The organism is Nocardioides sp. S5, from assembly GCF_017310035.1.
Lineage (GTDB): Bacteria > Actinomycetota > Actinomycetes > Propionibacteriales > Nocardioidaceae > Nocardioides.
Genome location: NZ_CP022296.1, coordinates 2,142,378 through 2,166,097, shown reverse-complemented (window position 1 = coordinate 2,166,097; position 23,720 = coordinate 2,142,378). Strand labels below are relative to the sequence as shown.

At 66.6% G+C, this 23,720-nt stretch carries 27 protein-coding genes; 17 read left to right on the top strand and 10 right to left on the bottom strand.

Annotated features, from left to right (window positions below):
* The first annotated feature begins 51 nt into the window (after nt 1–51).
* On the top strand, nt 52–546 hold the full coding sequence (locus tag CFI00_RS10700; RefSeq protein WP_207085119.1) for a nucleoside deaminase: 495 nt from the start codon (nt 52–54) through the stop codon (nt 544–546).
* Nucleotides 547–604: 58 nt separating this feature from the next.
* Nucleotides 605–1,501 carry an NAD(P)-dependent oxidoreductase gene (locus tag CFI00_RS10695; RefSeq protein WP_207085118.1) on the top strand — a complete coding sequence of 299 codons (897 nt, stop codon included), beginning with the start codon at nt 605–607 and terminating at the stop codon, nt 1,499–1,501.
* 3 nt (nt 1,502–1,504) lie between these two features.
* Here the strand turns inward: CFI00_RS10695 and CFI00_RS10690 are convergent, their stop codons facing one another.
* Together CFI00_RS10690 and CFI00_RS10685 are read right to left on the bottom strand one after the other, a co-directional pair.
* A complete protein-coding gene (locus CFI00_RS10690) occupies nt 1,505–2,140 on the bottom strand; it encodes an isochorismatase family protein (protein ID WP_207085117.1) in 636 nt (211 codons plus the stop codon).
* Nucleotides 2,141–2,263: 123 nt separating this feature from the next.
* Nucleotides 2,264–2,539 carry a Fe-S cluster assembly protein HesB gene (locus tag CFI00_RS10685; protein WP_207085116.1) on the bottom strand — a complete coding sequence of 92 codons (276 nt, stop codon included), beginning with the start codon at nt 2,537–2,539 and terminating at the stop codon, nt 2,264–2,266.
* A gap of 132 nt (nt 2,540–2,671) precedes the next feature.
* On the opposite strand from CFI00_RS10685, the gene CFI00_RS10680 reads away from it, so the two are divergent.
* The 6 genes from CFI00_RS10680 (at nt 2,672) to CFI00_RS10655 (ending at nt 7,415) form a co-directional block, all read left to right on the top strand.
* Nucleotides 2,672–3,400, top strand: a complete 729-nt coding sequence (locus CFI00_RS10680) for a DinB family protein (RefSeq protein ID WP_207085115.1) — start codon at nt 2,672–2,674, stop codon at nt 3,398–3,400.
* 102 nt (nt 3,401–3,502) lie between these two features.
* On the top strand, nt 3,503–4,453 hold the full coding sequence (locus CFI00_RS10675; RefSeq protein WP_207085114.1) for a class II glutamine amidotransferase: 951 nt from the start codon (nt 3,503–3,505) through the stop codon (nt 4,451–4,453).
* Nucleotides 4,454–4,489: 36 nt separating this feature from the next.
* On the top strand, nt 4,490–5,230 hold the full coding sequence (locus CFI00_RS10670) for a DsbA family protein (protein ID WP_207085113.1): 741 nt from the start codon (nt 4,490–4,492) through the stop codon (nt 5,228–5,230).
* Between the two features lie 129 nt (nt 5,231–5,359).
* Entirely contained in the window at nt 5,360–6,166 is an 807-nt protein-coding gene (locus CFI00_RS10665) for an isocitrate lyase/phosphoenolpyruvate mutase family protein (protein ID WP_207085112.1), read from the top strand.
* Between the two features lie 96 nt (nt 6,167–6,262).
* A complete protein-coding gene (locus CFI00_RS10660) occupies nt 6,263–7,111 on the top strand; it encodes a hypothetical protein (RefSeq protein ID WP_207085111.1) in 849 nt (282 codons plus the stop codon).
* A gap of 46 nt (nt 7,112–7,157) precedes the next feature.
* A complete protein-coding gene (locus CFI00_RS10655; RefSeq protein ID WP_207085110.1) occupies nt 7,158–7,415 on the top strand; it encodes a hypothetical protein in 258 nt (85 codons plus the stop codon).
* A gap of 48 nt (nt 7,416–7,463) precedes the next feature.
* On the opposite strand, the gene CFI00_RS10650 is transcribed toward CFI00_RS10655, so the two are convergent.
* Nucleotides 7,464–8,135 carry an aminoglycoside phosphotransferase family protein gene (locus CFI00_RS10650; protein WP_207085109.1) on the bottom strand — a complete coding sequence of 224 codons (672 nt, stop codon included), beginning with the start codon at nt 8,133–8,135 and terminating at the stop codon, nt 7,464–7,466.
* A 399-nt stretch (nt 8,136–8,534) separates the two neighbouring features.
* On the opposite strand from CFI00_RS10650, the gene CFI00_RS10645 reads away from it, so the two are divergent.
* Together CFI00_RS10645 and CFI00_RS10640 are read left to right on the top strand one after the other, a co-directional pair.
* On the top strand, nt 8,535–8,921 hold the full coding sequence (locus tag CFI00_RS10645; protein WP_207085108.1) for a cupin domain-containing protein: 387 nt from the start codon (nt 8,535–8,537) through the stop codon (nt 8,919–8,921).
* A 99-nt stretch (nt 8,922–9,020) separates the two neighbouring features.
* Nucleotides 9,021–9,563, top strand: a complete 543-nt coding sequence (locus tag CFI00_RS10640; RefSeq protein ID WP_207085107.1) for a GNAT family N-acetyltransferase — start codon at nt 9,021–9,023, stop codon at nt 9,561–9,563.
* A 72-nt stretch (nt 9,564–9,635) separates the two neighbouring features.
* Here CFI00_RS10640 and CFI00_RS10635 read toward each other — a convergent pair whose 3' ends face one another.
* Nucleotides 9,636–10,040 (bottom strand): hypothetical protein, encoded by a 405-nt coding sequence (locus CFI00_RS10635; protein WP_207085106.1) that lies wholly within the window; start codon nt 10,038–10,040, stop codon nt 9,636–9,638.
* A gap of 141 nt (nt 10,041–10,181) precedes the next feature.
* On the opposite strand from CFI00_RS10635, the gene CFI00_RS10630 reads away from it, so the two are divergent.
* From CFI00_RS10630 to CFI00_RS10610, 5 genes are all read left to right on the top strand, one after another.
* The gene (locus tag CFI00_RS10630; RefSeq protein WP_207085105.1) at nt 10,182–10,958 is read left to right on the top strand and encodes a hypothetical protein; all 777 of its coding nucleotides are present in this window, start codon (nt 10,182–10,184) and stop codon (nt 10,956–10,958) included.
* Between the two features lie 161 nt (nt 10,959–11,119).
* On the top strand, nt 11,120–11,821 hold the full coding sequence (locus CFI00_RS10625; protein ID WP_207085104.1) for a hypothetical protein: 702 nt from the start codon (nt 11,120–11,122) through the stop codon (nt 11,819–11,821).
* A 1,022-nt stretch (nt 11,822–12,843) separates the two neighbouring features.
* Nucleotides 12,844–13,071 (top strand): hypothetical protein, encoded by a 228-nt coding sequence (locus CFI00_RS10620; RefSeq protein ID WP_207085103.1) that lies wholly within the window; start codon nt 12,844–12,846, stop codon nt 13,069–13,071.
* A gap of 121 nt (nt 13,072–13,192) precedes the next feature.
* On the top strand, nt 13,193–14,446 hold the full coding sequence (locus tag CFI00_RS10615) for an IS256 family transposase (RefSeq protein ID WP_207083542.1): 1,254 nt from the start codon (nt 13,193–13,195) through the stop codon (nt 14,444–14,446).
* A 297-nt stretch (nt 14,447–14,743) separates the two neighbouring features.
* Nucleotides 14,744–15,958, top strand: a complete 1,215-nt coding sequence (locus tag CFI00_RS10610; RefSeq protein WP_207085331.1) for an IS30 family transposase — start codon at nt 14,744–14,746, stop codon at nt 15,956–15,958.
* Nucleotides 15,959–16,008: 50 nt separating this feature from the next.
* Here CFI00_RS10610 and CFI00_RS10605 read toward each other — a convergent pair whose 3' ends face one another.
* Nucleotides 16,009–16,515, bottom strand: coding sequence for a hypothetical protein (locus CFI00_RS10605; RefSeq protein WP_207085102.1), 507 nt, complete (start codon nt 16,513–16,515; stop codon nt 16,009–16,011).
* Nucleotides 16,516–17,054: 539 nt separating this feature from the next.
* On the opposite strand from CFI00_RS10605, the gene CFI00_RS10600 reads away from it, so the two are divergent.
* Nucleotides 17,055–18,134 carry an alpha/beta fold hydrolase gene (locus CFI00_RS10600; protein WP_207085101.1) on the top strand — a complete coding sequence of 360 codons (1,080 nt, stop codon included), beginning with the start codon at nt 17,055–17,057 and terminating at the stop codon, nt 18,132–18,134.
* A 423-nt stretch (nt 18,135–18,557) separates the two neighbouring features.
* Here the strand turns inward: CFI00_RS10600 and CFI00_RS10595 are convergent, their stop codons facing one another.
* On the bottom strand, nt 18,558–18,926 hold the full coding sequence (locus CFI00_RS10595; protein WP_207085100.1) for a hypothetical protein: 369 nt from the start codon (nt 18,924–18,926) through the stop codon (nt 18,558–18,560).
* A gap of 40 nt (nt 18,927–18,966) precedes the next feature.
* Between CFI00_RS10595 and CFI00_RS10590 the strand changes: the two genes are divergently transcribed.
* Nucleotides 18,967–19,188: a hypothetical protein gene (locus CFI00_RS10590; protein WP_207085099.1), complete on the top strand. Its 222-nt coding sequence runs from the start codon at nt 18,967–18,969 to the stop codon at nt 19,186–19,188.
* Between the two features lie 113 nt (nt 19,189–19,301).
* On the opposite strand, the gene CFI00_RS10585 is transcribed toward CFI00_RS10590, so the two are convergent.
* The 4 genes from CFI00_RS10585 to CFI00_RS10570 all read right to left on the bottom strand — a co-directional run bounded on the left by CFI00_RS10585 (nt 19,302) and on the right by CFI00_RS10570 (nt 23,687).
* Nucleotides 19,302–19,958 carry a hypothetical protein gene (locus tag CFI00_RS10585; RefSeq protein WP_207085098.1) on the bottom strand — a complete coding sequence of 219 codons (657 nt, stop codon included), beginning with the start codon at nt 19,956–19,958 and terminating at the stop codon, nt 19,302–19,304.
* A 130-nt stretch (nt 19,959–20,088) separates the two neighbouring features.
* Complete coding sequence (locus CFI00_RS10580) at nt 20,089–21,540, bottom strand: hypothetical protein (protein ID WP_207085097.1); 1,452 nt, start codon at nt 21,538–21,540, stop codon at nt 20,089–20,091.
* Between the two features lie 444 nt (nt 21,541–21,984).
* Nucleotides 21,985–22,791, bottom strand: a complete 807-nt coding sequence (locus CFI00_RS10575; protein WP_207085096.1) for an ABC transporter permease subunit — start codon at nt 22,789–22,791, stop codon at nt 21,985–21,987.
* The gene (locus CFI00_RS10570; protein WP_207085095.1) at nt 22,788–23,687 is read right to left on the bottom strand and encodes an ATP-binding cassette domain-containing protein; all 900 of its coding nucleotides are present in this window, start codon (nt 23,685–23,687) and stop codon (nt 22,788–22,790) included. Before CFI00_RS10570 ends, CFI00_RS10575 begins: the two co-directional genes overlap by 4 nt.
* Between the last annotated feature and the right edge of the window lie 33 nt (nt 23,688–23,720).

Below are 23,720 nucleotides of genomic sequence, written 5' to 3'. Positions count from 1 at the left end.
CATCGTGCGCGCAGCGGCCAACCGCACCGGCGTACGGCCTAGGGTCGGCGGATGGAACCCACCGACCTCTCCCCCGCCGACCTGACACACCTGCGCCGCTGCGTCGATCTTGCCCGCGAGGCGCTCGAGGCCGGCGACGGGCCGTTCGGCTCCCTGCTGGTGGGCCCGGACGGCGAGGTGCTGCGCGAGGAGCGCAACCGCACCGGCGGTGGTGACCAGACCCGCCACCCCGAGCTCGACCTGGCCCGCTGGGCCGCCACGCACGTCGACCCGGAGGTGCGCGCGGACTGCACGGTCTACACCTCCGGCGAGCACTGCCCGATGTGCGCGGCCGGCCACGCCTGGGTGGGCCTCGGGCGCATCGTGTACGCCGGCTCGACGGCCCAGCTCGCCCGGTGGCGCAACGAGTGGGGCCTGACGCCGGGGCCGGTGCTGCCGCTGCCGATCGACGCCGTCGCGCCGGACCTGCCCGTGGCAGGGCCTGCGCCCGAGCTGGCCGAGGAGCTGCGCGGGTTGCACCGGCGCAGCGCCGGGCTCGACGACTGAACACGGCATGCCACCCGATGAGGTGGGACGGCACCCACCGCCACGGTAGGAAGGACCCATGCGCATCCTCTTCACCGGCGGCAGCGGCAAGGCCGGAAAGCACGTCGCCCCCTACCTCGCCGAGCAGGGCCACCAGGTCACCAACGCCGACCTCGTCCCGCTGGGCCACCCCGACGTCGCGGACCTCCGCGTCGACCTCACCGACACCGGCGAGGTCTACTCCGCGCTCGCCGGGCTCGCCACCTTCGACGAGCTCGACCTGGCCGAGAAGCCGACCTACGACGCCGTCGTGCACTTCGCCGCGGTGCCCGCGATCCTGCTGCGACCGGACTCGGCGACGTACGCCACCAACGTGCTCAGCACCTACAACGTGCTCGAGGCCGCGACCCGCCTGGGCGTCCGCAAGGTCATCTTCGCCTCGTCCGAGACGACGTACGGCGTGTGTTTCGCGCAGGGTGAGCGGCGCCCGCTCTACGTGCCCGTCGACGAGGAGCACCCGACCGTCCCCGAGGACTCCTACGCGATGTCGAAGGTCGCCAACGAGGTGACCGCGCGGTCCTTCCAGGCGCGCACCGGCGCGGACGTCTACGGCCTGCGGATCAACAACGTCATCGAGCCGCACGAGTACGCCGAGATGTTCCCGGCGTTCCTCACCGACCCCGCCCTGCGGCGGCGCAACATCTTCGCCTACATCGACGTGCGCGACCTGGGCCGGATGGTACAGCGCTGCCTGGAGACCGACGGCCTGGGCTACGAGGTCTTCAACGTCGCCAACGCCGACATGTCGGTGGCCGCGACGACCGACGAGGTCATCGAGCGCTTCTACGACGGCGTCGAGGTACGCCGCGAGATGGGCCGCGACGAGACGTTCTACGCCATCGACAAGGCCCGCGAGCTCGTCGGCTTCGACCCGCAGCACTCGTGGCGGGACGTGCTCGACGACCCGCGGGCCTGAGCCCTAGCCGCTGAAGGCGGCGCGGCCACGGGTGGCCGACGTGCCCAGGTCGCTCTTGGGCAGTGGCTTGCCGGCCCGGACCGCGTCCACCCAGGCGTCGGTGGTGGCCACGGCGGCGAAGTTGGAGTGCAGCAGCACCATCAGCGCCTCGTGGAGGGCCTGCGCGGACACCTGACCCTGCTCGTTGGCGAGGTGGATCGCCCCGGTCGCGTCCGAGAGGACCTCGGCGGCCAGCCCGAGGCCCTCGGCCTCGACCGCGGTGGCAATGTCGCAGTTGTTGGTCATGAAGCCGACGACCGTGATCGTGTCGACGCCCTGGTCGGCGAGCCACCCGGCGACGTCGGTGCCGGCGAAGACGCTGCCGTTCTGCTTCGTCGCCCGCTTCCACGACGGGTCGAGCCGGGCCTCCACGTCCGGGTGCAGCGCCCAGCCGGCGGAGCCGACGGCGAAGACGGGTGCGCCCTCGGGGTACTCGTGCTGCACCACCACGACGGGCATGTCGTGCTCCTTGGCGAGGTCCATCGCGCGGACGACCTGCGCGAGCGACTCCTCGCGGGGCGGGTGCTGGATCTGCAGCGGCCCGTCGAAGTACTCCTGCTGGACGTCGACGACGACAAGGGCGCGGCGGGGGGTGGGCATGGGATCTCCTCGGCTTGCCAACGGCGGTCACGGCCAGCGTGCCGCAGGGGTCCTGACCGGCCGGCTCGGCACGACAGGAGTCCCGGACCCACCGGCCCGGGACTCCCGCTGCGTGCGGTCGCCTCAGGCCTGCTGGCCCAGCGCGAACTGGATGTTGCCCTCCTCGTCCACGCCTCCGTCCAGGATCTTGTCGGCGAGCAGCTCCGACGCCTGGCCGTCGACGTAGACGGTGGCACCGTCCTGCTCGAGCACGACGTCGTCCGCCTCGGCCCGGTCGGCAGGACTCACGGACATGGACTGTCCGTCGGCCTCGGTGGCGATGCGGAGCGCGGAGATCCCCGGCACCTCGTCGGCGAGCTTCTTCACGATCTCGGTCACGTTCTCGGTGAGAGCAAGCATGGGCTCTCCTTCCGAATAGCGAATGTGTCACCTCCACCATCACGCGGACGGCGCGAGCAGGCAAACCGAGATCGCACCTCGGGGTGTGCTCGACGCCCGCCCACTGTCACCGGGAAGGTCCATGATGAGGCGATGACGACCTCTCCGGGCAGCAAGGACTTCGAGGGTGCGACCTTCGTGGGGACCAGCTTCAAGGGCGCGACCCTGCGCTCCTCCGACGTCAGCGGTGTCACCATGCGCAGCGTCGACGTCGACGGGCTCGACATCGACAGCCACGACCTCTTCATGGGCAGCCTCGTCGTCAACGGCGTCGACGTGGTGCCGCTCGTCGATGCCGAGCTGAACCGGCGCTTCCCCGGGCGCGAGCTGCAGAAGGCGCAGACGCCGGAGGGACTGCGCGAGGGCTGGGCCGCCGTTCAGGCCGCATGGGCCACAACCGTCGCCGACACCCCTCGCGAGCTGGTGGACGCCCATGTCGAGGACGAGTGGTCGATGGCCCAGACGCTGCGCCACCTCGTCCTGGCGACCGACACCTGGCTGCGCGGCGGGATCCTGCGGATGGAGCAGCCCTTCCACGAGATCGGCCAGATCTTCGACGGCGCCGCTGACATGGGGTTCGACACCTCCATCTTCCGCAGCGACGAGCCGACCTTCGAGGAGGTCCTCGCCGTGCGCGCCGAGCGCCAGCAGATGGTCACCGACTTCCTCGCCGACGTGACGCCGGACCAGCTCGCCGAGGAGCGCGACGACCCCTGGGGCTTCGACTGGCACCCCACCGTCGGCGACTGCGTACGCGTGATCCTCGAGGAGGAGTGGGCGCACCTGCGCTACGTACGCCGGGACCTGGCACTGCTGGGGTGAGTCGGGGCGACGTCCGGCGGGGTTGCCGCCCGTAGGGTGGCGAGGCTCGTGGCGGTCCTGGGTCGACCCGGACCGCCACACACCTACCTGCGAAGGAACGCCATGTGCCGAGTGCTCGCCTACATCGGGCCCGAGATCCCTCTCGAGAGCCTGCTGCTCACGCCCTCGAACAGCCTGGTCAACCAGGCCCTGGAGCCCGAGCGCTACCCGGACCTGCACCTCGCCGGCTGGGGCTTCGGCGCCTGGAGCGAGCACCTGCTGAACCCCGAGGACCCCTTCATCTACCGCCGGCCCATGGCTGCGTTCTACGACGACAACGCCACGCGCATGATCCCCAGCCTCCAGGCGAGCACTGTGCTCGGTCACGTGCGGGCAGCGGCGTACGACTCGAAGGTCGTGATGGTCGACGAGAACTGCCACCCGTTCTCCTTCGAGGAGACCCCGTGGATCCTCGCCCAGAACGGCGACCTGCCGAACTGGATGCTCCTGCAGCGGGAGCTGCTGCAGCACTGCGAGGACCGGTACCTCAAGCAGATGCGCGGCACGACCGACACGGAGTTCCTCTACGTGCTCCTGCTCTCCCTCCTCGAGGGCGACAGCGACGAGGACGTGAAGCGTGCGGTCGAGGAGATGGTCCGGCTCATCGCCGCAGCGATGGAGGAGCTCGACCTCCCCGCCCTGGCCAAGCTGAAGATGGCGCTGGTGTCACCGAACCGGATCATCGGGGTCAACACCGGGCTCGGGCACCACGGCGAGACCGACCCGGCCGGCGACTGGAGGGAGCTGCGCAAGGCCGACCCCGGCACGGACGACTTCTCGCTCTCGATGCTGCTGGAGCCGATGTACATGACGATGGGTCGCAACTTCGAGCACGACCTGACCTCCTTCAGCTTCGAGAGCAGCGGCGAGGAGGATGCGACGGCCGCCATCTTCGCCTCCGAGGAGCTGACGGAGGACACCGACGGCTGGTCCTGCCTCGAGTTCGGCGAGATCGTGTTCCTCGAGAGGGCGGACGATCGCATCACCCGGACGGTGAACCGCCTGAAGGTCTAGGTGCCGCTTGCGGTCCCCGGGTCCTAGTCTCGATCCATGGCATCTGACATCCACTTCTACTTCGACCCGGTGTGCCCCTTCTGCTGGCTGACGAGCAAGTGGATCCGGATGGTGCAGGCCGAGCGCGACCTGTCGGTGGACTGGCGCTTCATCTCGCTGCGCCTGATCAACGAGCACATCGACTACGACGCGCACTTCCCGCCGGAGTACGAAGCGGGTCACACCGCCGGACTGCGCCTGTTGCGCGTGGCCGCACGAGCGCGCCACGAGCACGGCGCGGACGCCGTGGACGCGTTGCAGGCCGCGCTGGGTGCACACATCTTCGACACCCCGCCGGCCGACAACGCCGACGACGAGGCTGACCGCCACCGGCACGGCACGCGCGAGTTCCTGGAGCCTGTCCTCCAGGAGGTCGGCCTGCCCACCGACCTCGCCGACGCCCTCGACGACACCTCCTGGGACGACGCGATCCGCACGGACGGCGACGAGGCCCGCGCGCTGACCGGCAAGGACGTCGGCACTCCGATCATCCACTTCGAGCCGCCGGACGGGGTGGCGTTCTTCGGCCCCGTGATCAGCCGGCTGCCCGAGCCCGAGCAGGCCGGCGAGCTGTGGGACCACGTGGTCGGCCTGGCCCGCTTCCCCGGCTTCGCCGAGCTCAAGCGCAGCCTGCGCGAGCGGCCGCAGCTGATCGGGTTCGGCGTGGACCCCGACACCATCGGCAAGCAGGAGGACTGGCACGGCGGCAGCCGCCCTCAGAGGAGTGAGCGCGGCTGACACCGGCCGAGGCGGATGACGAAGCGCGTCACCGCAGGTACCTCATTCGGGCGACGTGCGTCCTCGAGCAGGACGGCGGGTCCCTCGACCGCACTAGGGTCTGGCCACCGACGGGTTGACGAGGTGCGCATGGACAGGAACGACGATCGCACCGCCGCGTTCCACCACCTGCACTCCTCCGGCTGCTTCGTCATGCCGAACCCGTGGGACGCGGGAAGCGCGCGGGCTCTCGAGCAGCTGGGGTTCAGGGCGTTGGCGACGACGAGTGCCGGACTGGCGTGGACGTTGGGTCGCGCGGACACACAGGTCACCCGCGACCACGTGCTCGACCACCTGCGTCTCATCGTCGGGGCTGTCACGGTGCCGGTGAACGCTGACTTCGAGGGCGGCTACGCGGTCGAACCGGCCGACGTCGCGGCGAACGTGTCGATGGCCGCGGACACCGGGATCGCCGGGCTCTCGATCGAGGACGCGTCCGGTGACGAGGCGTACCCCCTCCTCGACTTCGACCTGGCCGTGCGCCGTGTGGCTGCCGCGCGCGGAGCGATCGACAGGAGCGGCACCGACATCCTCCTCACCGGACGCTCCGAGGGTTTCGTGTGCGGTCGTCCGGACATCGAGGAGACCATCCGCCGTCTCGTCGCCTACGCAGAGGCAGGCGCGGACTGCCTCTACGCTCCTCGCATCGATCAGCTCGAGCACGTCTCGGCGATCGTGGCCGCGGTGTCACCCAGACCGGTGAACCTGTTGATCAATGCTCCGTTCATCACCGTCGCGGAGGCGGCGGAGCTGGGCGTACGTCGCATCAGCGTGGGAGGCACGCTCGCACGCACCGCATGGGACGGCTTCCTCCGGGCCGCCCGGGAGATCGCCGACACCGGGACGTTCTCGCACTTCGAGCGCCTGCCCGACGTCAACGCCCTCCTGAGCGACTGAGGGCGCAAGCCGATCGGAGCTACCCGGAGTGATCCTCGCGCCTGGCGCCGGCCGAGCTGGCAGCCCGCTCGCCGGCCGCCGTGGAATGCTGCTGAGATGCGCCGGGTCGCCACGCTGCTCCTGCTCCTGGGTGCCACCGTGGTCGCGTGCGGTGCCACCGACGAGCCCGACGAGGCGCGGACGGTGCCCTTCCCTGACGACCTGACGGCGTACGTCGACCAGTCGCGGCTGCAGCGCGAGGGACGCACCATGTTCGTACGCCTGGTGAACGACGCCGAGCGGCGCGTCACGGTCATCCACGCCGACATCGAGTCACCACGGTTCGGCACGATCACGTGGACCGGCGAGAAGTCCTTCGCGAACGAGGCGGACCTCGAGTTCGAGCTGCCGAAGTCCGGGTGCGGCACCGGGTCGGACGCCGAGGTCCGACTGACCTACCGCATCGACGACGGACCCGAGCTGCGGTCGACAACCATGGCGACCGACCGTTACGGCGCCGTCGCCCTCTTCATGGACCGCGACTGCGCGGAGGAACGCCTGCGCGCCGCGGCGACGCTCGAGCTCGGGGGCGTGCGCATCGTGGGTGAGGGCGAGGACTCCGTCTACGAGCTTCCGGTGACCCTGACGCCCACCGGCGCCCAGGACGATGTCGCGTTCGAAGGCTTCGAGGACACGGTGCTGTTCCGCCAAGTTCCTGGCTCGCCCCACGTCGACGAGGGCATCACCTATCCCCTGGGCCCCGACGACCCTCCCGTCGAGGTCGTCCTGCGACTGATCCCCAGCCGGTGCGACCCGCACGCGCTGGCCGACGACAAGGTCGGCACCCTGGTGCCCCTACGCGTCACAGGCCCCGACCTGCCGCCGGCGGCCGCGTTCTACCTGCCGATCGGCGACGAGCGGCGGGCTGCCCTGCGCGGGTTCGTGCCGACGTACTGCGGCTGGTGACGCGCGACCACTTCCCCCCGGGCGCGACGAGGCGCACCATGGAGGCATGCCCTTCATGTGGCTGCTCCTGATCATCGCGCTGGGTCTCTGCGTCGGGACCTTCCGGGCGCTGCTCAACGACGGGCGGCCGCTGCGGCCGCCTGCCTCGCACTGGCAGGATCCGCTCTTCGTGGCTCCCGGCCGCCAGATCGAGCAGGCTCCCCGAAGCACGGCCTTGCCGTCCAGAACGTGGTCACAGGAGCAGGAGCCGCTCGGCTCCGCCGGCGCACCGGCAGAGGTCCTGCAGATCGGGCAGCACGGCTAGCGTCGCGTACCGAACCGCTGGTCCGTCTCGGACGTCACCCGCGGTGGGTCAACGGGAGAACAACACCCTGTTGTCCTCGATCCACGCGATCTCTGCCAGCTCCTGCTGCTCGACGCTGCCGTCGGCGGCCCAGGTCTTCTGCGGCTCTTGACCCTGGCCCGCGAGGAAATGGACGTGCTCGATGGTGGCGTGGATGCGTCGAACGACGGCCTCGGCGACATCGAAGTCAGCCGGCATCCCGTAGGCGTCGAGGAAGGCACTGATGCGCGAGCGTCTGTCGGGAACCTGGGGAAAGTGATGCCACTGGAGAGCCGACTCGTCGTCTCGCATCGGAGCGAACCATCGGAGGGCGTACGCCACGTCGTGGAGCCTGGGCGCGGGGTGGAGGAAGTCCCAGTCGATGAGCGCGACTGCCTGTCCGTCTCGCCAGACGAAGTTCCACGGCCCGGGGTCGCCGTTGACGAAGACGTCTCCGCCTCGAGCCGTGGGTGCGGCGAAGACGGCGTCGTCAGGCGGGACCCAGTCGACAGAGGCGTCGTGGATCCGTCGCAGCAGGCGCGCGGCCGACCGCAATCCGTGTTCGTCGTGCTGGTGCTTCCAACCATCACCGCCGCTCTCGCCCTCGATGAAGCGGAGCGTCTCGGTGTCCCCGTCGAGCGCCACCGGTTCGGGAACGCAGTCCAGCCCCTTCTCGTGGAGGTGCCGCAGGAATGAGTGCACTGTCGGGGTGTGCGGCCCAGCCGGACGAGTCACCGTCTCGGACGTCAGCTCAATCGGACGGAAGTGTTCGTTCACCTCGGCCGCTCCGCTCAACACCTCGTCGTCCGCCACACCAGCACTGTCACACGAACGGTGGGCAGTGACCATCGGCGTCGACCCCGGTGAGTAGGCATCAAGGGGCGTGCTCGCCGCGCTCGCACCCTAGGGCGTGAGCGTGTCTCGCCCGAAGGAAAGACGTCGACGAGCACGCAGTCAGGCAGTACCCAGTCCGAGGTCGTTGTACGCACTCATCGCGGCTGCTGGTTAGTTGACCGACGACCGCACGTCGCTGACAGGCGGCTGGATAGACGCACCGCCAGACGGGTCGTGGAGAACATCGCTTCATGGCACCCTGACGTCATGGAAGGTCAGCTGCCTCGGCCCGTACGGGTGTTTACGCCAGACGACCTGGCTGCGGCGGACCCAACGCCTGGCATGAGTCGTGCCCTGGCTTTTGAGCTGCTGCTGCTCTGGGCCGGTCAGGTCGAGACTGCCCCTGGAGCGGTCTCGGGTTGGCACCACCACGAGCGCAACGAGTCGAGTCTGTACATCGTGCGCGGCGTGCTACGTCTTGAGTTCGAGGGCCATGACGGTTACCTCGATGCGGGCCCCGGCGACTTCGTTCACGTTCCAGCCTGGACGGTGCACCGGGAGTCCAACCCCGCCGGCGAGCCATCCCTTGCCGTGATCGCACGGGTTGGTGGAGGCATTCCGACCGTGAACGTCGATGGTTCAGCAGAGCGGTGACACCGAGTCGCGGCGAAAGGACGCACCCTCGTCACCGCTGGATCAAATCCGTGGCCCCTCCTAGCCTTGTCGACCGGGACTGAAGAGGTGGGTGCGCGCGTGAGGATCCGGTCAGCGGTGCAGGGTGACGCGCCAGCGCTCGGGCGCGTGATGGTGGCGTCATGGCTGTCGGGGCACAAGGGGCACATGCCGGACGAGCTGTGGGTCAGGAGAGCGGCCGACTGGACACCGGAGGTGTCCGCGCAGGGATGGGCGCGTGTCCTCGACGATCAGACCAGCGGCGGTGCGCCACGCGACGTTCTGCTCGTGGCCGAGGAGCCTGCCGCGTGGCTCGTCGGTCTCGTGTACGGGCGTCCTGCGGATGACGATCCAGCACTGACTGCCGAGGTGAGCGCCCTGTACGTCGATGCCACACGCCGCCGCCAGGGCGTCGGCGCCGCTCTGCTGCAGGTGGCTGCGCTGGAGCTGCGGCAGCTCGGGTTCTCGACCGTCCGGCTCGAGGTCTTGTCAGCGAACCTCCCGGCCCGGGCGTTCTACGAGCAGCTGGGAGGACGCGAGATCGGCCATGGGACGTTCGACGAGGACGGCTACCCGCTCGACGTGACGATCTACCAATGGGCGATCAGCCACCTGGCCACGTGAGATCCGGATGTCCCCGACAGGCGGCGAAAGGATGCAGTGGTTTCAACCAGCCCGCCCACCTCCGATCGGTGTCTAAGCGGCTGGTTCCTCGGCGCGTGCGGGGTTGTCCTTCGACATGCTCAGCTGCCATCCCGCCCCCACGACCCACGCGACCCCGGCGAAGAGGGTCAGGTACAGGCCGATTGCGGCGGCGCCGTTCATGTCCATGAAGCCGATAAGGGCGACGAGCGCCGACAGTACGAGCATGCCGATCTGCGACTTTCGCCCGGCCGTCTTGCCCCGACCGAAGAGGTCAGTCGTTAGCGCCAGCAGAATGCCGCCCGCCACTGCGAGTCCCAAAGTGATGACTCCGTCACCCTGAATCCCGGTCACGCTCACGCCGAAGATGGAAACCCAAGGCAGGAAGGCTGCCAACGCGACCACCAAAATTGACACCGCGCTGATCCGCTGAGGGGTCGTGAGACTCGAGAAGTTCATGCGCAGACCGTAGGCGGTGTTTGAAGTGCCCGGGTGCACTTTGGGCACATCGATGACTGCCGACAAACCGTGCACGAGTGTCGGATATGCCTGAGACCATCAGGTGAAGACATCACTCGCACGTCACTGACGGGGGCCCCGTTGCGCACAATCAGAAGCAGTATCGCCGTCGCCGCCGTCCTCGCTGCTGGGGCGCTCGTGTCCGGCTGCTCGGACGAACCGCCGACCCGGGCGGGCACCATTGAGGCCGAAAAGTCCCAGGACTCCGGCGACGACGAACCGGACAGCAACTCAGAACAGACCGAAGAGCCAGTTACCGATGACGCCGCCGGTCGCGAGCTCACCGTCAAGCAGGCACGGGCTGCGCTGCCGACCGTCGCCTCGCTGCCGTCCGGTTGGAGCGGCGATCCTGAGAACACTCTGTTCGGCGAGGACGAGGACGATGACTCCGACGACACCACGCGACCGGCGCACTGCGAAGAGATCTTTGACGCGATCGATGCCGACGAGGAGGAGCCAGCAGCCAAGGCGTCCGCGTCGTTTACCCAGGGCGGCTTCGGGCCGTGGTTCGGCGTCGAGGTTTCCTCGTTCCCCGATGAGGTTGACGAGGACGTCTTCGGCGAGGTGCTCGTCGCGCTCGGGAAGTGCTCTCGGTTCAGCGTCGACGCCCACGACGGGGAACCTGCAACCAACTACCAGGTCTCGCCGTTGTCGATGGCAAACGTCGGCGAGGAGACGGCTGCCTTCCGGATGAACGTCGACGCCGACGGGATAGCGCTGACTATGGACTTCGTCATTTTGCGCAACGGCCACAACACCATCACCGCTGCCACCGCCGGCATCGGGCCGGGCATGCCAGCCGCTGTCATGGAGAAGCAGTTGCGATTGACGATGAACCGGCTAGCCGACGAGCAATAAGCGGACCGCAACCGGGTGGGCCGATCGGCAGACGCCGGTAGGCGGCAGAATCAGGCACCGATCGCAGAATGCCGAGGGACGTCCGGCGTATCTCCGCTCCGTTATCCAACCGTGACGAGTAAAGAACTCGAGGCCGTCGCTTCGAACTACGGTCAGGCCACGTGAAGACGACTCGACTTGCCCTTACCTCTCTGGCTACCTCCGCCTTGTTGCTGCTTACCGCGTGCGGCGGAAGCGACTCCAGCGATAGCCGCACCGACAGCGCCACCGGCTCCGCGGCATCCGGGGACGAGACCTCGGACTCCTCCGCGGGCAGCGTGGAGGTCGTGGAGACCGGTTTCGGTCAGCGCGACGAGTACGTGCAGGGCATCGCCGTGGTCACCGCTGGACCGGTGGGCGAGTTCGTCACCGTGTCCATGAACTTCCTCGACGAGTCGGGCCAGGTAGTGGCTACCGAGGAGCAGGTCGAGAACGTCGCCCGCGAAGGCGACGAACTGGTACTTCCGGTATGGCTCAGCCTCGATGACCCGAAGGTCAAGATCGCGTCCGTGGAGGCCACCGCCTCGATCAGCGACTACGGCTCCGCCGAGGAGGACTACCCCGATCTGGGAACCTACGAGACCACCGAGATCACCCAAGACGGCTACACCGCGAAGTTCCGCCTGATTAACCCCACCGACGAGACGGTCGAGAGCGCCCGCGTCGGCGTGGTCTGCTATAACGCGGGCGGCGACATCATCGGCGGTGGCTCGGACTACCCCGACCTGTGGCCCGCCAACGGGGAGATCGTGGTCGAGGCGTCCATCACGACGTCCGGCAAGCCCGCGAAGTGCATCGCTCACGCACGCCACGAAGGCCTCTGAGCCGTAATTGCGTCGCTGTGCCCGCCCCCATGCGCATTGAATCTTGGGGCGGCGTGGAGACGCCACCGTCTTGGGCGAGAACCCTGCGCAGGACTACGAACTGTCGGCTGCTACGAAGGCCTTGAGGAGCGCGACAAGCCTCTGAGCCCGGGCACAGGACGGCGACGACTTCGAGACCGGCAGTGAGGAGTGAGCCGGGGGCTGGGGTCCGGCCACTCAAGCGGCGGAATGTCGCGCCCCGGTGTCATCTACTCCGTCGCATCGTCGCTGGAACTACCACTGCCCCGGTCTGGAGGTGGGGTGCCAACCCCACTGGGTGCCGCCGTCGTGGTACCGGCCAAAGCCTGCCGTCCCAGACCTGCCGGCGTCGTCGAAACTAGATCGAGGGCCCCTGCACCTTGCCAGCCATTCGGTGAGAAGTAGGTGACGGTGCGGATTGTCTGCCAACGCACTTTCGGCAGCCCGCTCCAAGACTTGGGTCGGGTACATACCCAAGATGCGGAACTCGCTTCGAGCACGAAATTCCTTGAGACGCGCATCGGTGAGGACATGGCTCGTCGTCCGCTGCCAGATATCGACTATTGCGTCTTCGCGCACACGACATGCTCACACAGATCGACTGCCACGGACATCGGATCGTGGACGCAGCTTGACGCCGCCCTGGTGAGTCTGACGTGTGCATTCGCTCACGGGATGATTGGCGCTGCTCGCCGGAAGGCTGGGCACTGACGCTCTCTTGCAACCCAGGCGCGGATCCGCACGAGCCTCGAAACAGGCAACCGTACTTGTGACGAGGGTGGCGACAACTGTCGTAAGCCGGGGGTGAACTAGCCGATGAATGACGTCGTTTCGGCGTCCCCGCTGACAAGATGCCAACGTGCATCCCTCGCTCCCGCCGGAGGCTCTCGCCGTCCATGACGCCCTCATTCGAGCTCGCGTGGCCGCTGAAGGCCACATGAGGTTGGCCGATCAGGCGGGCTTCACGTGGGGCGAAGAGACCATCACCGAAATCTTGCTGGCGCATGCGCAACCCCGAGGTCACGAGCGTCACATTCACCAAGCGTCAGGAACGCCATGTTGGTGCAGATTGGCTCTGGTGGTGGATTGACGACTCGGACGAGGCGTTCGGCATGCTTGTCCAAGCGAAACGTCTGCACGCGGGTGGGCACATTGACTTCGCTTATCGCAATGGTGAGCAGATGGATGCCCTTCGCGCATCGGCGCGGCTCCTGAGCGTGCCCGATTCTTAAGTTGAGTCCACGGGTGTGGTGTACGACGGGCCCGTCGTGAGCGTGGCGTCCTGACATAGCGACGGCCACCGCGTGATCCTTCAGAAGACCTGCGAAAGCACAACTGAAGGAGAACCAAACGATGACCGTCGACCCCAACTCTATTGACCTGCCCGCGTTCATGGCCGAGCACCTCCAGCGCGCCGAACCCGACCTGCTCCGATCGATGCTGTCCACGTTCGTTCAGGCGTTGATGTCGGCCGAGGCCGACGCGATCTGCGGCGCCCCGTATGGCGAACGCAGCCCGGATCGGACCAACTCCCGCAACGGCTACCGGACCCGGGACTTCGACACCCGCACCGGGACGATGCAGGTCGCGATCCCCAAGCTGCGCGAGGGGTCCTACTTCCCCGACTGGCTCCTCGAGCGACGCCGTCGTGCGGAGCGAGCACTGACCACCGTGGTGGCGACCTGCTACCTCCTCGGGGTCTCTACCCGGCGGATGGAGAAGCTCGTCGAAACGCTCGGCATCACCCGGCTGTCCAAGTCGCAGGTCAGCGTGATGGCCAAGGAGCTCGACGCGCACGTCGAGGACTTCCGGACCCGGCCACTCGATGCCGGGCCGTACACGTTCGTGGCCGCGGACGCGTTGACGATGAAGGTCCGCGAAGGCGGCCGGGTGGTCAACACCCACGTGCTGGTCGCCACCGGCATCAACGCCGACGGCCACCGCGAGATCCTCGGCGTGGACATCTGCTCAGCCGAGTCCGAGGCCGGCTGGCTGACCCTGTTCCGTGGCCTGAACGCCCGCGGCCTGACCGGGGTCAAGCTCGTCACCTCGGACGCCCACAGCGGTCTGGTCGCCGCGATGACCTCGACCCTGGACGGTGCCGCCTGGCAACGCTGCCGGACCCACTACGCCGCGAACCTGATGTCCGCGACGCCCAAGTCGTCGTGGGGCTGGGTCAAAGCGATGCTGCACTCGATCTACGACCAGCCCGACGCCAAGGCCGTGCACGCCCAGTTCGACCGCGTCATCGAGACCCTGTACGAGAAGCTCCCCGCGGTGGCTGAGCACCTCGAGGAAGCTCGCGCCGACATCCTGGCCTTCACCGCGTTCCCGAAGGAGATCTGGCGCCAGATCTGGTCCAACAACCCGAACGAACGGCTCAACCGCGAGATCCGCCGCCGTACCGACGTCGTCGGGATCTTCCCCGACCGCAACTCCGCCATCCGGCTCATCGGCGCCGTGCTGGCCGAGCAGCACGACGACTGGGCCGAAGGACGCCGCTACCTCGGACTCGACGTCCTGGCCCGCTCCCGCATCGCCCTGATCAACACCGACGACACCACCGACCAAAAGGAGGACCTGACACCCGCCGCACTCACTGCCTAGAGTGCTGCCACCGGGTCACGCGGTGGCCCCTTCATCCACCACGACCGTGGACTCGACCGCCCTCGCAGCCATCTTCTCCGCCTCCGCGGGCGCGCTCGGCGTCTCGGCGGAGGCTGACTTCGCGTCATCGCCGGGCCATAGGTCCGCCAACACTTCAGCGAGTTTGGTCACGGCTCCTTTAGAGCTCGGTTCATCGCCTGCGAGTTGAGTCCACGACAACTTCTGGCACGCCGGACAGGCTCGAGTTCAAGGGGCTAACGCAACACCTCTCATGAGGAGGTTGTGATGGCTTACTTGATGGCGGCACGTCGAGGGTTGTGGGAGTGCATCGCGGCGGGCTGCTCGGTGGAGGAGGCTGCCTCACGTGTCGGTGTGCCGGTCACGACGGCACGCCGGTGGTTTCGTGAGGCTGGCGGCGTGAAGCAGTTACCCAGCCGCAGGCCGGCCACGTACCGACGCTTGTCGATGCTCGAGCGTGAGTGGATCCATGCCGCGATGGAGCGTGAGGAGTCGATCCGCGAGATCGCGCGATCCTTGAGCCGGTCGCCCTCGACGATCAGCCGCGAGATCGCGAAGAACCTGTGCAACCAAAACTACGGCCGCCCGGCCCGCGATGGCAGACGACGCTCCACGCCGTGGAACTACTCCCCGCACCTGGCACAGGTCGGTGCGGAGCGTCGGGCTCGCGGCAAGGGCCGCCCGGCGAAGCTGACGCTCAACGAGCGACTGCGTCGGGAGGTGCAGTCCAGACTGGCCCGCAAGCACAGTCCCGAGCAGATCGCCCGGCGGCTGCGTAAGAAGTTCCCCGACCAGCCGGAGATGTGGGTGTCACACGAGACGATCTACCAGTCGATCTACGTCCAGGGCCGCGGCGCTCTCAAGCGTGAGTTGGCGGTGTGTCTACGCACCGGGCGCGCCATCCGCAGACCCCGCCGCAGTGGCGAGGCACGCCGCGGCCGGATCAAGGACATGGTCAACATCAGCGAGCGTCCCGCCGAGGTCGAGGACCGGGCCGTGCCCGGACACTGGGAGGGCGACCTGATCACCGGCAAGGAGAACAAGTCCGCGATCGGCACCCTGGTCGAGCGGACCACGGGCTTCCTGATGCTGTTGCACCTGCCCGAACGCCACGGTGCAATCGAGGTCCAAGAAGCGATGATCCAGACCCTCGCCCAGCTCCCCGATCGGCTTCGGGGCAGCGTCACCTGGGACCAGGGCATCGAGATGGCCAACCACGCCCAGATCACCTTGGCCACCGACGTGAAGATCTACTTCTGCGACCCCGCTTCACCCTGGCAGCGCGGCCTGAACGAGAACACCAACGGGCTCCTGCGCCAGTACTTCCCCAAGGGCACCGATCTGTCCGGATACCACCCCGACTACTTGGCCTACGTCGCGAACGAGCTCAACGACCGACCACGCAAACGTCTGGACTGGGACACCCCCACCGAAGCCCTCACCGCCCTACTGTCGAAACCAACAGATCCAGACGGTGTTGCGCTAGCAGGTTGATTTCGCCAGGGGACGAACCTACGGACAGGGCTCGGGTTCCTTTTGCGCCTTCAGCAGCCCTCGCCGGCGGGCGGAAGGCCGAGCCGAGCACGGATCTGAGAGCCCCACGTCCCGTACCTGACCTTCTTTGCGCGAACCCAATAGCGGTTCCACTCACGACCAGTGGTCGCCTGACCCATCGACATCAACCACGCCGAGAAACGTGCATCAGCATCCGCCAGCTTGGTGACCAGGGCGTCGACATCAGTCGGCCAAGGTGCCGGAGGGTTGAACAGCCGGCGACTGGACCTTTGGCTGGCGCGGCCATACGCACGCGAGACCCGCCTAATCTCGGGCAGCCGACGGTCGAGTTCAGCCCACGTGATCGTCTTTCGACCACGCCACACGACGCGGTCGAATCGGTCGCTCGCGCGAATCGACGGGCACACCGCGTCGAGATAGACGGGCCCGGCCTGCTCGTCTGCCATTTCTCCATCGAGAGCAGCGGTCGCGGAGACGACGGGCAGCGCTGCCGTCATGGCAAGCGACAGAACCAGAGCGACGAACAAACGTGTCATGCATTGATCGTGCGTCAGGGATACCTTGCATGTCCGGCGTTTCGACGAACACGTGCGCGCAGTCGGCGCCGGCAACACCCACTTAGTCGCTTGGGGTTCTCCGCCCATGGAAGTAGCGGCTGGTCGCCCGCGCCGGTCGCGTACCGATCGCCGTATCCGACGCCTTGGTCGCCGCGTCATGCGCCACGCCGAAGTCCTGAAACGGCGGAACACATGGCGTCAGAGCTGTGATCCGGCCGCCGCCGCGGCTCGTAACGTCCCGCGTCAACTGAAGGACCTACGCCGGCAGGCGACGGTTTGACGCACCATGTCACGAGAACCCACTCACCAACCCGCGGGAGCTCTTGGCACCCATTGCCCCTCAATAGGTATCGCCTCGCGGCCGCCGGGCATCACCAACCCCACGCCGAGGAGGAGGGCCTAGCACCTGGCGCGCGCACTGCCTACAGTGCAATTGGGTCACGCGGCGGCCCCTTCATCACCGCGATCTTGGACGCGACCGGCCCGTCGGCTTGGCACCTGACTACAAGGAGAATCTCATGCCGCTGCAGAACGACTTCTACACACCCGAGGGCCAGGGAGCCTACGAGCTGATCTCGATCGGCCGCTTCGAGCTGGAAGAGGGTGGGGTGATCGAGGATCTTCGGTTGGCTGTGGCGACGTACGGCACCCTCAACGAGGACAAGTCCAACGCAATCTGCATTCCGACGTGGTTCTCAGGGACCCATGCCACCTGGGAGCAGGTCTACATCGGTTCGGGGCGGGCCCTGGACCCCGACAAGTACTTCATCGCGGTCATCAATCAGATCGGCAATGGCCTTTCGACCTCACCGCACAACACCGAGGACCCATCGATCGCGATGTCGAAGTTCCCCCATGTGCGCATCGGCGACGACGTCCGCGCACAGGAACAACTGCTGCGCGAACACTTCGGCATCGAACGACTTGCGCTTGTAGTGGGCGGTTCCATGGGCGCTCAGCAGACCTACGAGTGGGCGGTTCGCTTCCCCGACAAGGTGCTGCGTGCAGCCCCCATCGCAGGTACGGCCCAGAACCTGCCGCACGACTTCCTCTACACCCAGACCTTGATGGACGCGATCACGTCCGATCCTGCCTGGAACGGAGGGGAGTACGCCGCGAATACCGACGTGGCTGATGGGTTGCGGCGCCATGCCGACATCTGGGCGGTCATGGGACTGACCACGGACTTCTGGAAGACGGAGTTCTGGAGGGACATCCCACCCTTGGTGGAAGGCCTCGGGTGGGAGACGTTCGAGGAGTTCCAGCAGAACTTCACCGCGCTCATCTTCGGCATGATGGACCCCAACGCGCTGCTGTCGATGGGCTGGAAGTGGCAACGCGGGGACGTGGCGCGCAACACCAACGGGGACCTCGCAGCTGCGCTCGGCAGCATCACCGCCAAGACGTTCGTGTTGCCGATCGAGCAGGACATGTTCTTCCCACCCCGCGACTGCATCCCCGAGCAGGAGATGATCCCTGGCGCCGAACTCAGAATGCTGCACAGCATCGCCGGTCACTTCGGGCTGTTCGGCTTCGAGCCCTCCTACACCGCCGAGGTGGACGCCGCGCTCTCAGACCTGCTGGCCATCGAGGTTTAGAAGTTCAGTCTCGAGCGTTGCGATCCGCCTGTGCCCAATCATGGATTTGCGTCGGCGGCTGTGGGCTCACGCCATCCGCCCACACGACACATGCCGCCGTACAACTTGTCGGTTGGGGCCGTTTCAGGGCGCGCCGGCAGGCGGCGGAATGGGCTAGGTCCAGATGCCGCCTATCGTGTAGCAGTCCCCACGGGTGCGCGGCGTGATCAGGCAGACTGCTCTCGGCCGCAGCCGACCCTTATGTTGCGGGCACGCGGCGGATAGGCGCAATGGGACGCCTCCGCTGGCGACCCGCCCGCACAGCCCCCAAATTGACTTCGCATTTGATGGGCACGCAAAGCACGCTGTCGAAGGGCAGCTGTCGCAGGTGCACCCAGTTGTGAAGGGGCCCGTGTCTCCGTACCGCTCCGACGCGGTGACGTCTCAGGCCCCGAACTGCGTGAACCTGCCGAACATCGCTCCGAAAGGTGTGACGCCCTCCGGAATCAGCTTGAGCGGGCCGAGTGTCATGACCAGGCCGACGGCTGTAATGACAATGGCGACGCTGGTGGTCTTGAACGTCGTCTCACCAATCTTCAGGTCCAAGGCGGTCGACCCTCCGAGCCCCATCAAGAGGCACACGACCCCGAGAATCGTGATGGTTGCGCCGAGCAGCATCAAGACGGTGATGGTCCACGAGGCGCGCGGAGGTTGCGTCGGCGTGGGTGCAGGCGTCGGCTGGGGGCTCGGTTCGGAAATGTCGGTCATGTCGGCCTCCGGTCGGACGGTCTGTTCTTGCAGAGTGGCAGTCACGATTCCTGAAGGCACCACCAAACTTGGGCATCCTGGACGCGTGACCAGCGGCATCCTTGGCGTCGACCTTGACCAAAAGCCGACCGGGTCGTATGCGCCGGAGCTGGGAGATTCGTTGACGTCGCCTGAATCGGAACGCCTGGGTCCTTCACTGCGCGATCTGCGGTCCACACGGTTCCATTGGATCCGGCGCAGGAGGCAAGACCGGTGCATCCGAACCGCCCAAGCAACGGATGTCGTCGCCGCGATCGCGACCGAGTGACGCACATATCACGGTTCGAGGGGACCGCCGTGCAGGGTATGTTTATTCGCATAGCCCGTCGGAGCCGGCGCATACGGTCTCCGAATGTCAGTGAGCAGAACCGAAGGACGGACTTATCCCAGCGGATTCTTCTTCTCGCCTGAGGCCGGCGGAAGGGCTGGGACGAATTCCCCGTTACCAGTTACTCGTCCTTTGATTATAGCGTCCGTGAAACTTGTCTCAGGATCGAAGTCGTTGAACACCAGAGCGAGCAGCGCTTCGCGCGAAATGTCTTCGGTCTGCAGGTCGCTCCGCATCCTGGCTGCAACGCGGTAGACAAGTTCCCTTCGAATAAGTAGGGACTCGGTGTCCGGCTTAGTGGAGGCGGCACTCTGCGCGGCTGCGTAGCGAAACCAATCTGTGAGAGCCGCATATGTTGCCGGACTAGCCCAAGCTACCGCTCTGCTGCGCGCTTGTGCTTCCGAGAGTGACTTTGGCTTGAGCGTGAAAGATTCGATGATGTGTCCCAACAGCTCGCCGTACACCCGCGATCGATTCTGTCGAGTTTCGGCTGCAACTGCGGCGCTCGTCTTGTCCGTCACGGTCTCCAATCCAAGATGCGCAACGAATGAGGATATGCCGCCGAGGAGAAGCGCTGCGCCAGGCGCTATATACGAATCGGACAGTTCCATCCACCCAACCGGCGACGGTACAGTTCCAAGAATCATGACAGCGCCAGCAACGCTGATCGTGCCGCTGGCATAAGGCAACAACCCACGCATCGAGACCATGCACGAACTTTAGCCAGGGCCGACCTGGGCGAGAGTACGGCGCGCAGAATCGAAGGCCGCGACACGCCTATACGCACTGCGCCTGGTGGGGAAGCGTTCGAGTCAGCGACGCACCAGGGTCGGGCACCGGTCAAGACCAAGGACGGTTCCAAGCTCGTGTCAGTGCATCGTGGAGTAGGTAGTCATGACGTGGACTAAACCCAGCGCCGCCGACGCTTCGATAGACGAAGTCAGTATGAGGCCCGTTCCGGATGCCCAGCCCGCCGACGTCGAACATCTGCTTCAACAGTTGCCGAACCTCGGACGCGTCCAACTCGCCTGCAAGCTCCGTTTTTACGTACTCGAACGAAAACACTCTCGTGGGGGCTGTCCGTAACGCCTCGCGGAAGCTCGCAAGACTGCGAGCCTTCTTGGGTTCCAATATTCCGGCCAAGTTGTCGAAGATTTCGCCGACAAAATACTCTTCGCAGTACCTCTTGATTGCTCGTTTCGCATTCTCTTCAGGCACAATCGAAGACCCTCCGTACTCCAACTGGAAGAGCTTCATGGCGGCAACCACGTCTCGCGGTAGCAGGCGAGTGTGGTCAAGGATCAGAGTTGGAATATCTGGATAAACCCAGACGCGCGTTTCTCGGCCCAAGTACTGGGAAACCACGTCCGTCACTCGCGGCCGACCAACCGCGGCTTTCATCGTGAGCAAATTCCAGAGACCGTTGCTGCGTCCGATACCACCAGCATTCCAGTCTAGATGAACCGCGTTCTGTTTGATCTTATTAAGGTCGGGTCCTGGAAGCACGTCAAAGACGTCAGACCTAACCGCCGCAACAAACGAGTAGGAAAGGTCGTGTTGCTTGAACCACTTATTCAATGTGTTCATCGCTTGGATCAGACCGGCTAGCGAGGCCCACTCGTCTGACGACTCGAAGAAGAACGAGTCGAGACCGTCGAGCGCAATCTTGTGCTGTCCGGAGCCCCGGGTGGTTGCTACGACGTCCTTCATGTAGGCCGTCAGTTCAAGTGGGTTCATCGCGCGCTCGTCGCTGAGGGAACCCATCCGTCCGTCCTCGCCAAGAAGGCTCGCGTCGACTGTGATCGCGTCAGCACCCCAGCGAGTCACGGCGCTTACCCAGTCGCTAGTCAAGAACCCCAGGGTCCGCAAACCTGCGACGAAGCGATGCAACGACCCATCCGTTGACCAGACGCTGTCATCGTCGGAGAGGGACGAGAGTAGTCGGAGGAGAAGCAAAAACTCCCAAGCGGATTGATTCCTGGAGGCGCCCTTGCTCTGTCCTGTCGCGATCGCCGTCACGTCGTTCACCGGGAAGCCGGAGAGATCCCACAGCGTGAAGAAGCGGTCCGGCATTAGGGCCCACTTCAATCGAATGTGCTCTAGGACTGCGGTCTTGCCGGATCCCTTCGGTCCCAGCAGGAGCCAGAGATGCTGCGTCTCAATCCCATAGGCTGCCTGCCGGTAGTCGAAATATCCTTCCAGCAGTAATTGGGGGTCCTCTATCGCCTCACGGGCAGCATCGATGTCGCCGAAATTCAACTCTTGAAACTTTGGTAGGTCACGTGGCGCCATCTGCGCAACCTACTCAATCGGCACTCCGCTCAGGAAGGATCTTGGCGGGGGCGGGCCGACGCGTGGTCGCACAGCATCAGTCTGCGAGCTCCGAAGCACGCTCGAAACGCCACGTGTACAGAACCTGCCGCCGCCTGGAAGCACTGCCAAGGTTCGCCCGCCCGTGCCGATCAGACCGGGCACAGGACAAGGGACATGTAGGCGCGTGGCGGGGTTCACAGGTATGCGCCCATTCTGGGCGGACTGAGGAACTCATGGCCAACCACGAAGTCCGTCGGAGAACCGACGCCAGCAGGCGGCGTCGTAGCGGTGAGGCCCGAGGTCTCCCCCGCCGGCGCCCGTCGTAACAGGTGACGTCGCGCGCCATCCCCAACCACCACGAGCAGGCGGTGCCCGGAGCTCAGTCTCGAGCTCCGGGCACCGCCTCTCTCGGTGTCTGCCTGGCTACTTCACCTCGGAGCGGCGCAGCGACAGCAGCCCGACCACGAGCGGGACAACGATCCAGATCATGGTGGTCGAGCCGAGCATCGCCCACTCCTCGCCGGTGTCCATGGCGCCCTCGAGGAGCGCGACCTGCGTCTCGTTCCAGTCGATCCACGACTGCAGGTCTGCGAACCACGGGCGCACCTGGGCCAGGAGGACGAGGAGCCCCGGAAGGACCAGCGAGACGACGAAGTAGGCCACGATCGCGGGCGCGGAGCTGCGCAGCACGACACCGAGGGTGAAGCCGATGGCCATGCCGATCAGGTTGAAGAGCACCATTTGCGGAGCCATGGACATCGAGATGTCCCACACGGTGTCGACGCCGGCGAGTGCGGACCCGACCACGTTGCCGAGCGCGCCCACCGCGAAGGCAAGGGCCACGGAGCCGAGACCCACCAGGAGGGTCGCGATCGCCTTGGCACCGATCACCCGTCCGCGGTGCGGCACCAGCGTGAAGGTCGTGAGCCCGCTGCGCTGGCTCCACTCGCTCGTCACGGCCAGGATCGCGATCATCGGCAGGATCACCGACAGCGGGAACCCGGTCGCCCTCGTGAAGCTCTCGTAGGTGACCTCGTTGTCGGGCGCGAAGACGACGACCGAACCGGCCGAGATGGGCGTCAGGATCCCGATGCTGACCAGCATCCAGAACCCCGAGCGGGTGTCGAACATCTTGCGCAGCTCGACCGACACGAGTCGGGCGAGAGGGATGGGGCGGGCGGTCCGACGGGCCGAGGTGGTGGTGGCCACCGGGACGATCGTGGCGGTCATGCCGCGACTCCTTCGCGCTGGGTGTCGGCAGTGAGTGACAGGAACATGTCCTCGAGCCCGGCACCCTCGGCGGACCGCAGCTCGGTGAGGGCGATGCCGGCGGCCAGGGCGACCGATCCGACCCGGGCGGGATCGGCGTCGGTGCGTACGGATCCGTCCCCGGCGAGCGTGCTGGGGATCCCGGCCCGCTCGAGCGCGTGGGCGAGGTCGCGCGGTGAGGTCGAACGGGCCAGCGTCCCGGCGGCCGCGAGGAGCTCCTCCTTGGTGCCGGACGCGACGATCCTGCCGTTGCCGATGACGACCAGGTCGTCGGCGATGACCTCGATCTCGTGGAGCAGGTGCGACGACAGCAGCACCGTGCCGCCGCGGGTGGCGAAGTCCGTCAGCAGGTCCCGCATCCACCGGATCCCTGCCGGGTCGAGCCCATTGGCGGGCTCGTCGAGGATCAGCACCCGCGGATCGCCGAGCAGCGCGGTGGCGATGCCGAGGCGCTGGCGCATCCCGAGGGAGTAGTTGCGCACGCGACGCTTCGACTCGGTGGGGGTCAGGCTGACCAGCTCGATCATCTCGTCCACCCGGGTGCGCGGCAGGCCCATCGTGTCGGCGGCGATGGTGAGGATCTCGCGTCCGGTGCGGCCGGCGTGCTGGGCCGAGGCGTCCAGGAGGACGCCGACCTCCAGACCGGGGTTCGGCAGGTCGGCGAAACGTACGCCGTCGATCCTGGCCGCGCCGGACGTCGGGGCGGTCAGACCGACCATGACGCGCATCGTGGTGGACTTGCCGGCTCCGTTCGGACCGAGGAAGCCGGTGACGCGGCCGGGCCGGGCGGTGAAGGAGACGTCGTCGACGGCGGTGAACCCGCCGTACCTCCGGGTCAGGGACTCAACTGTGATCATGCATCCACCATCGCGGCCCCGGACCGGGGGCGT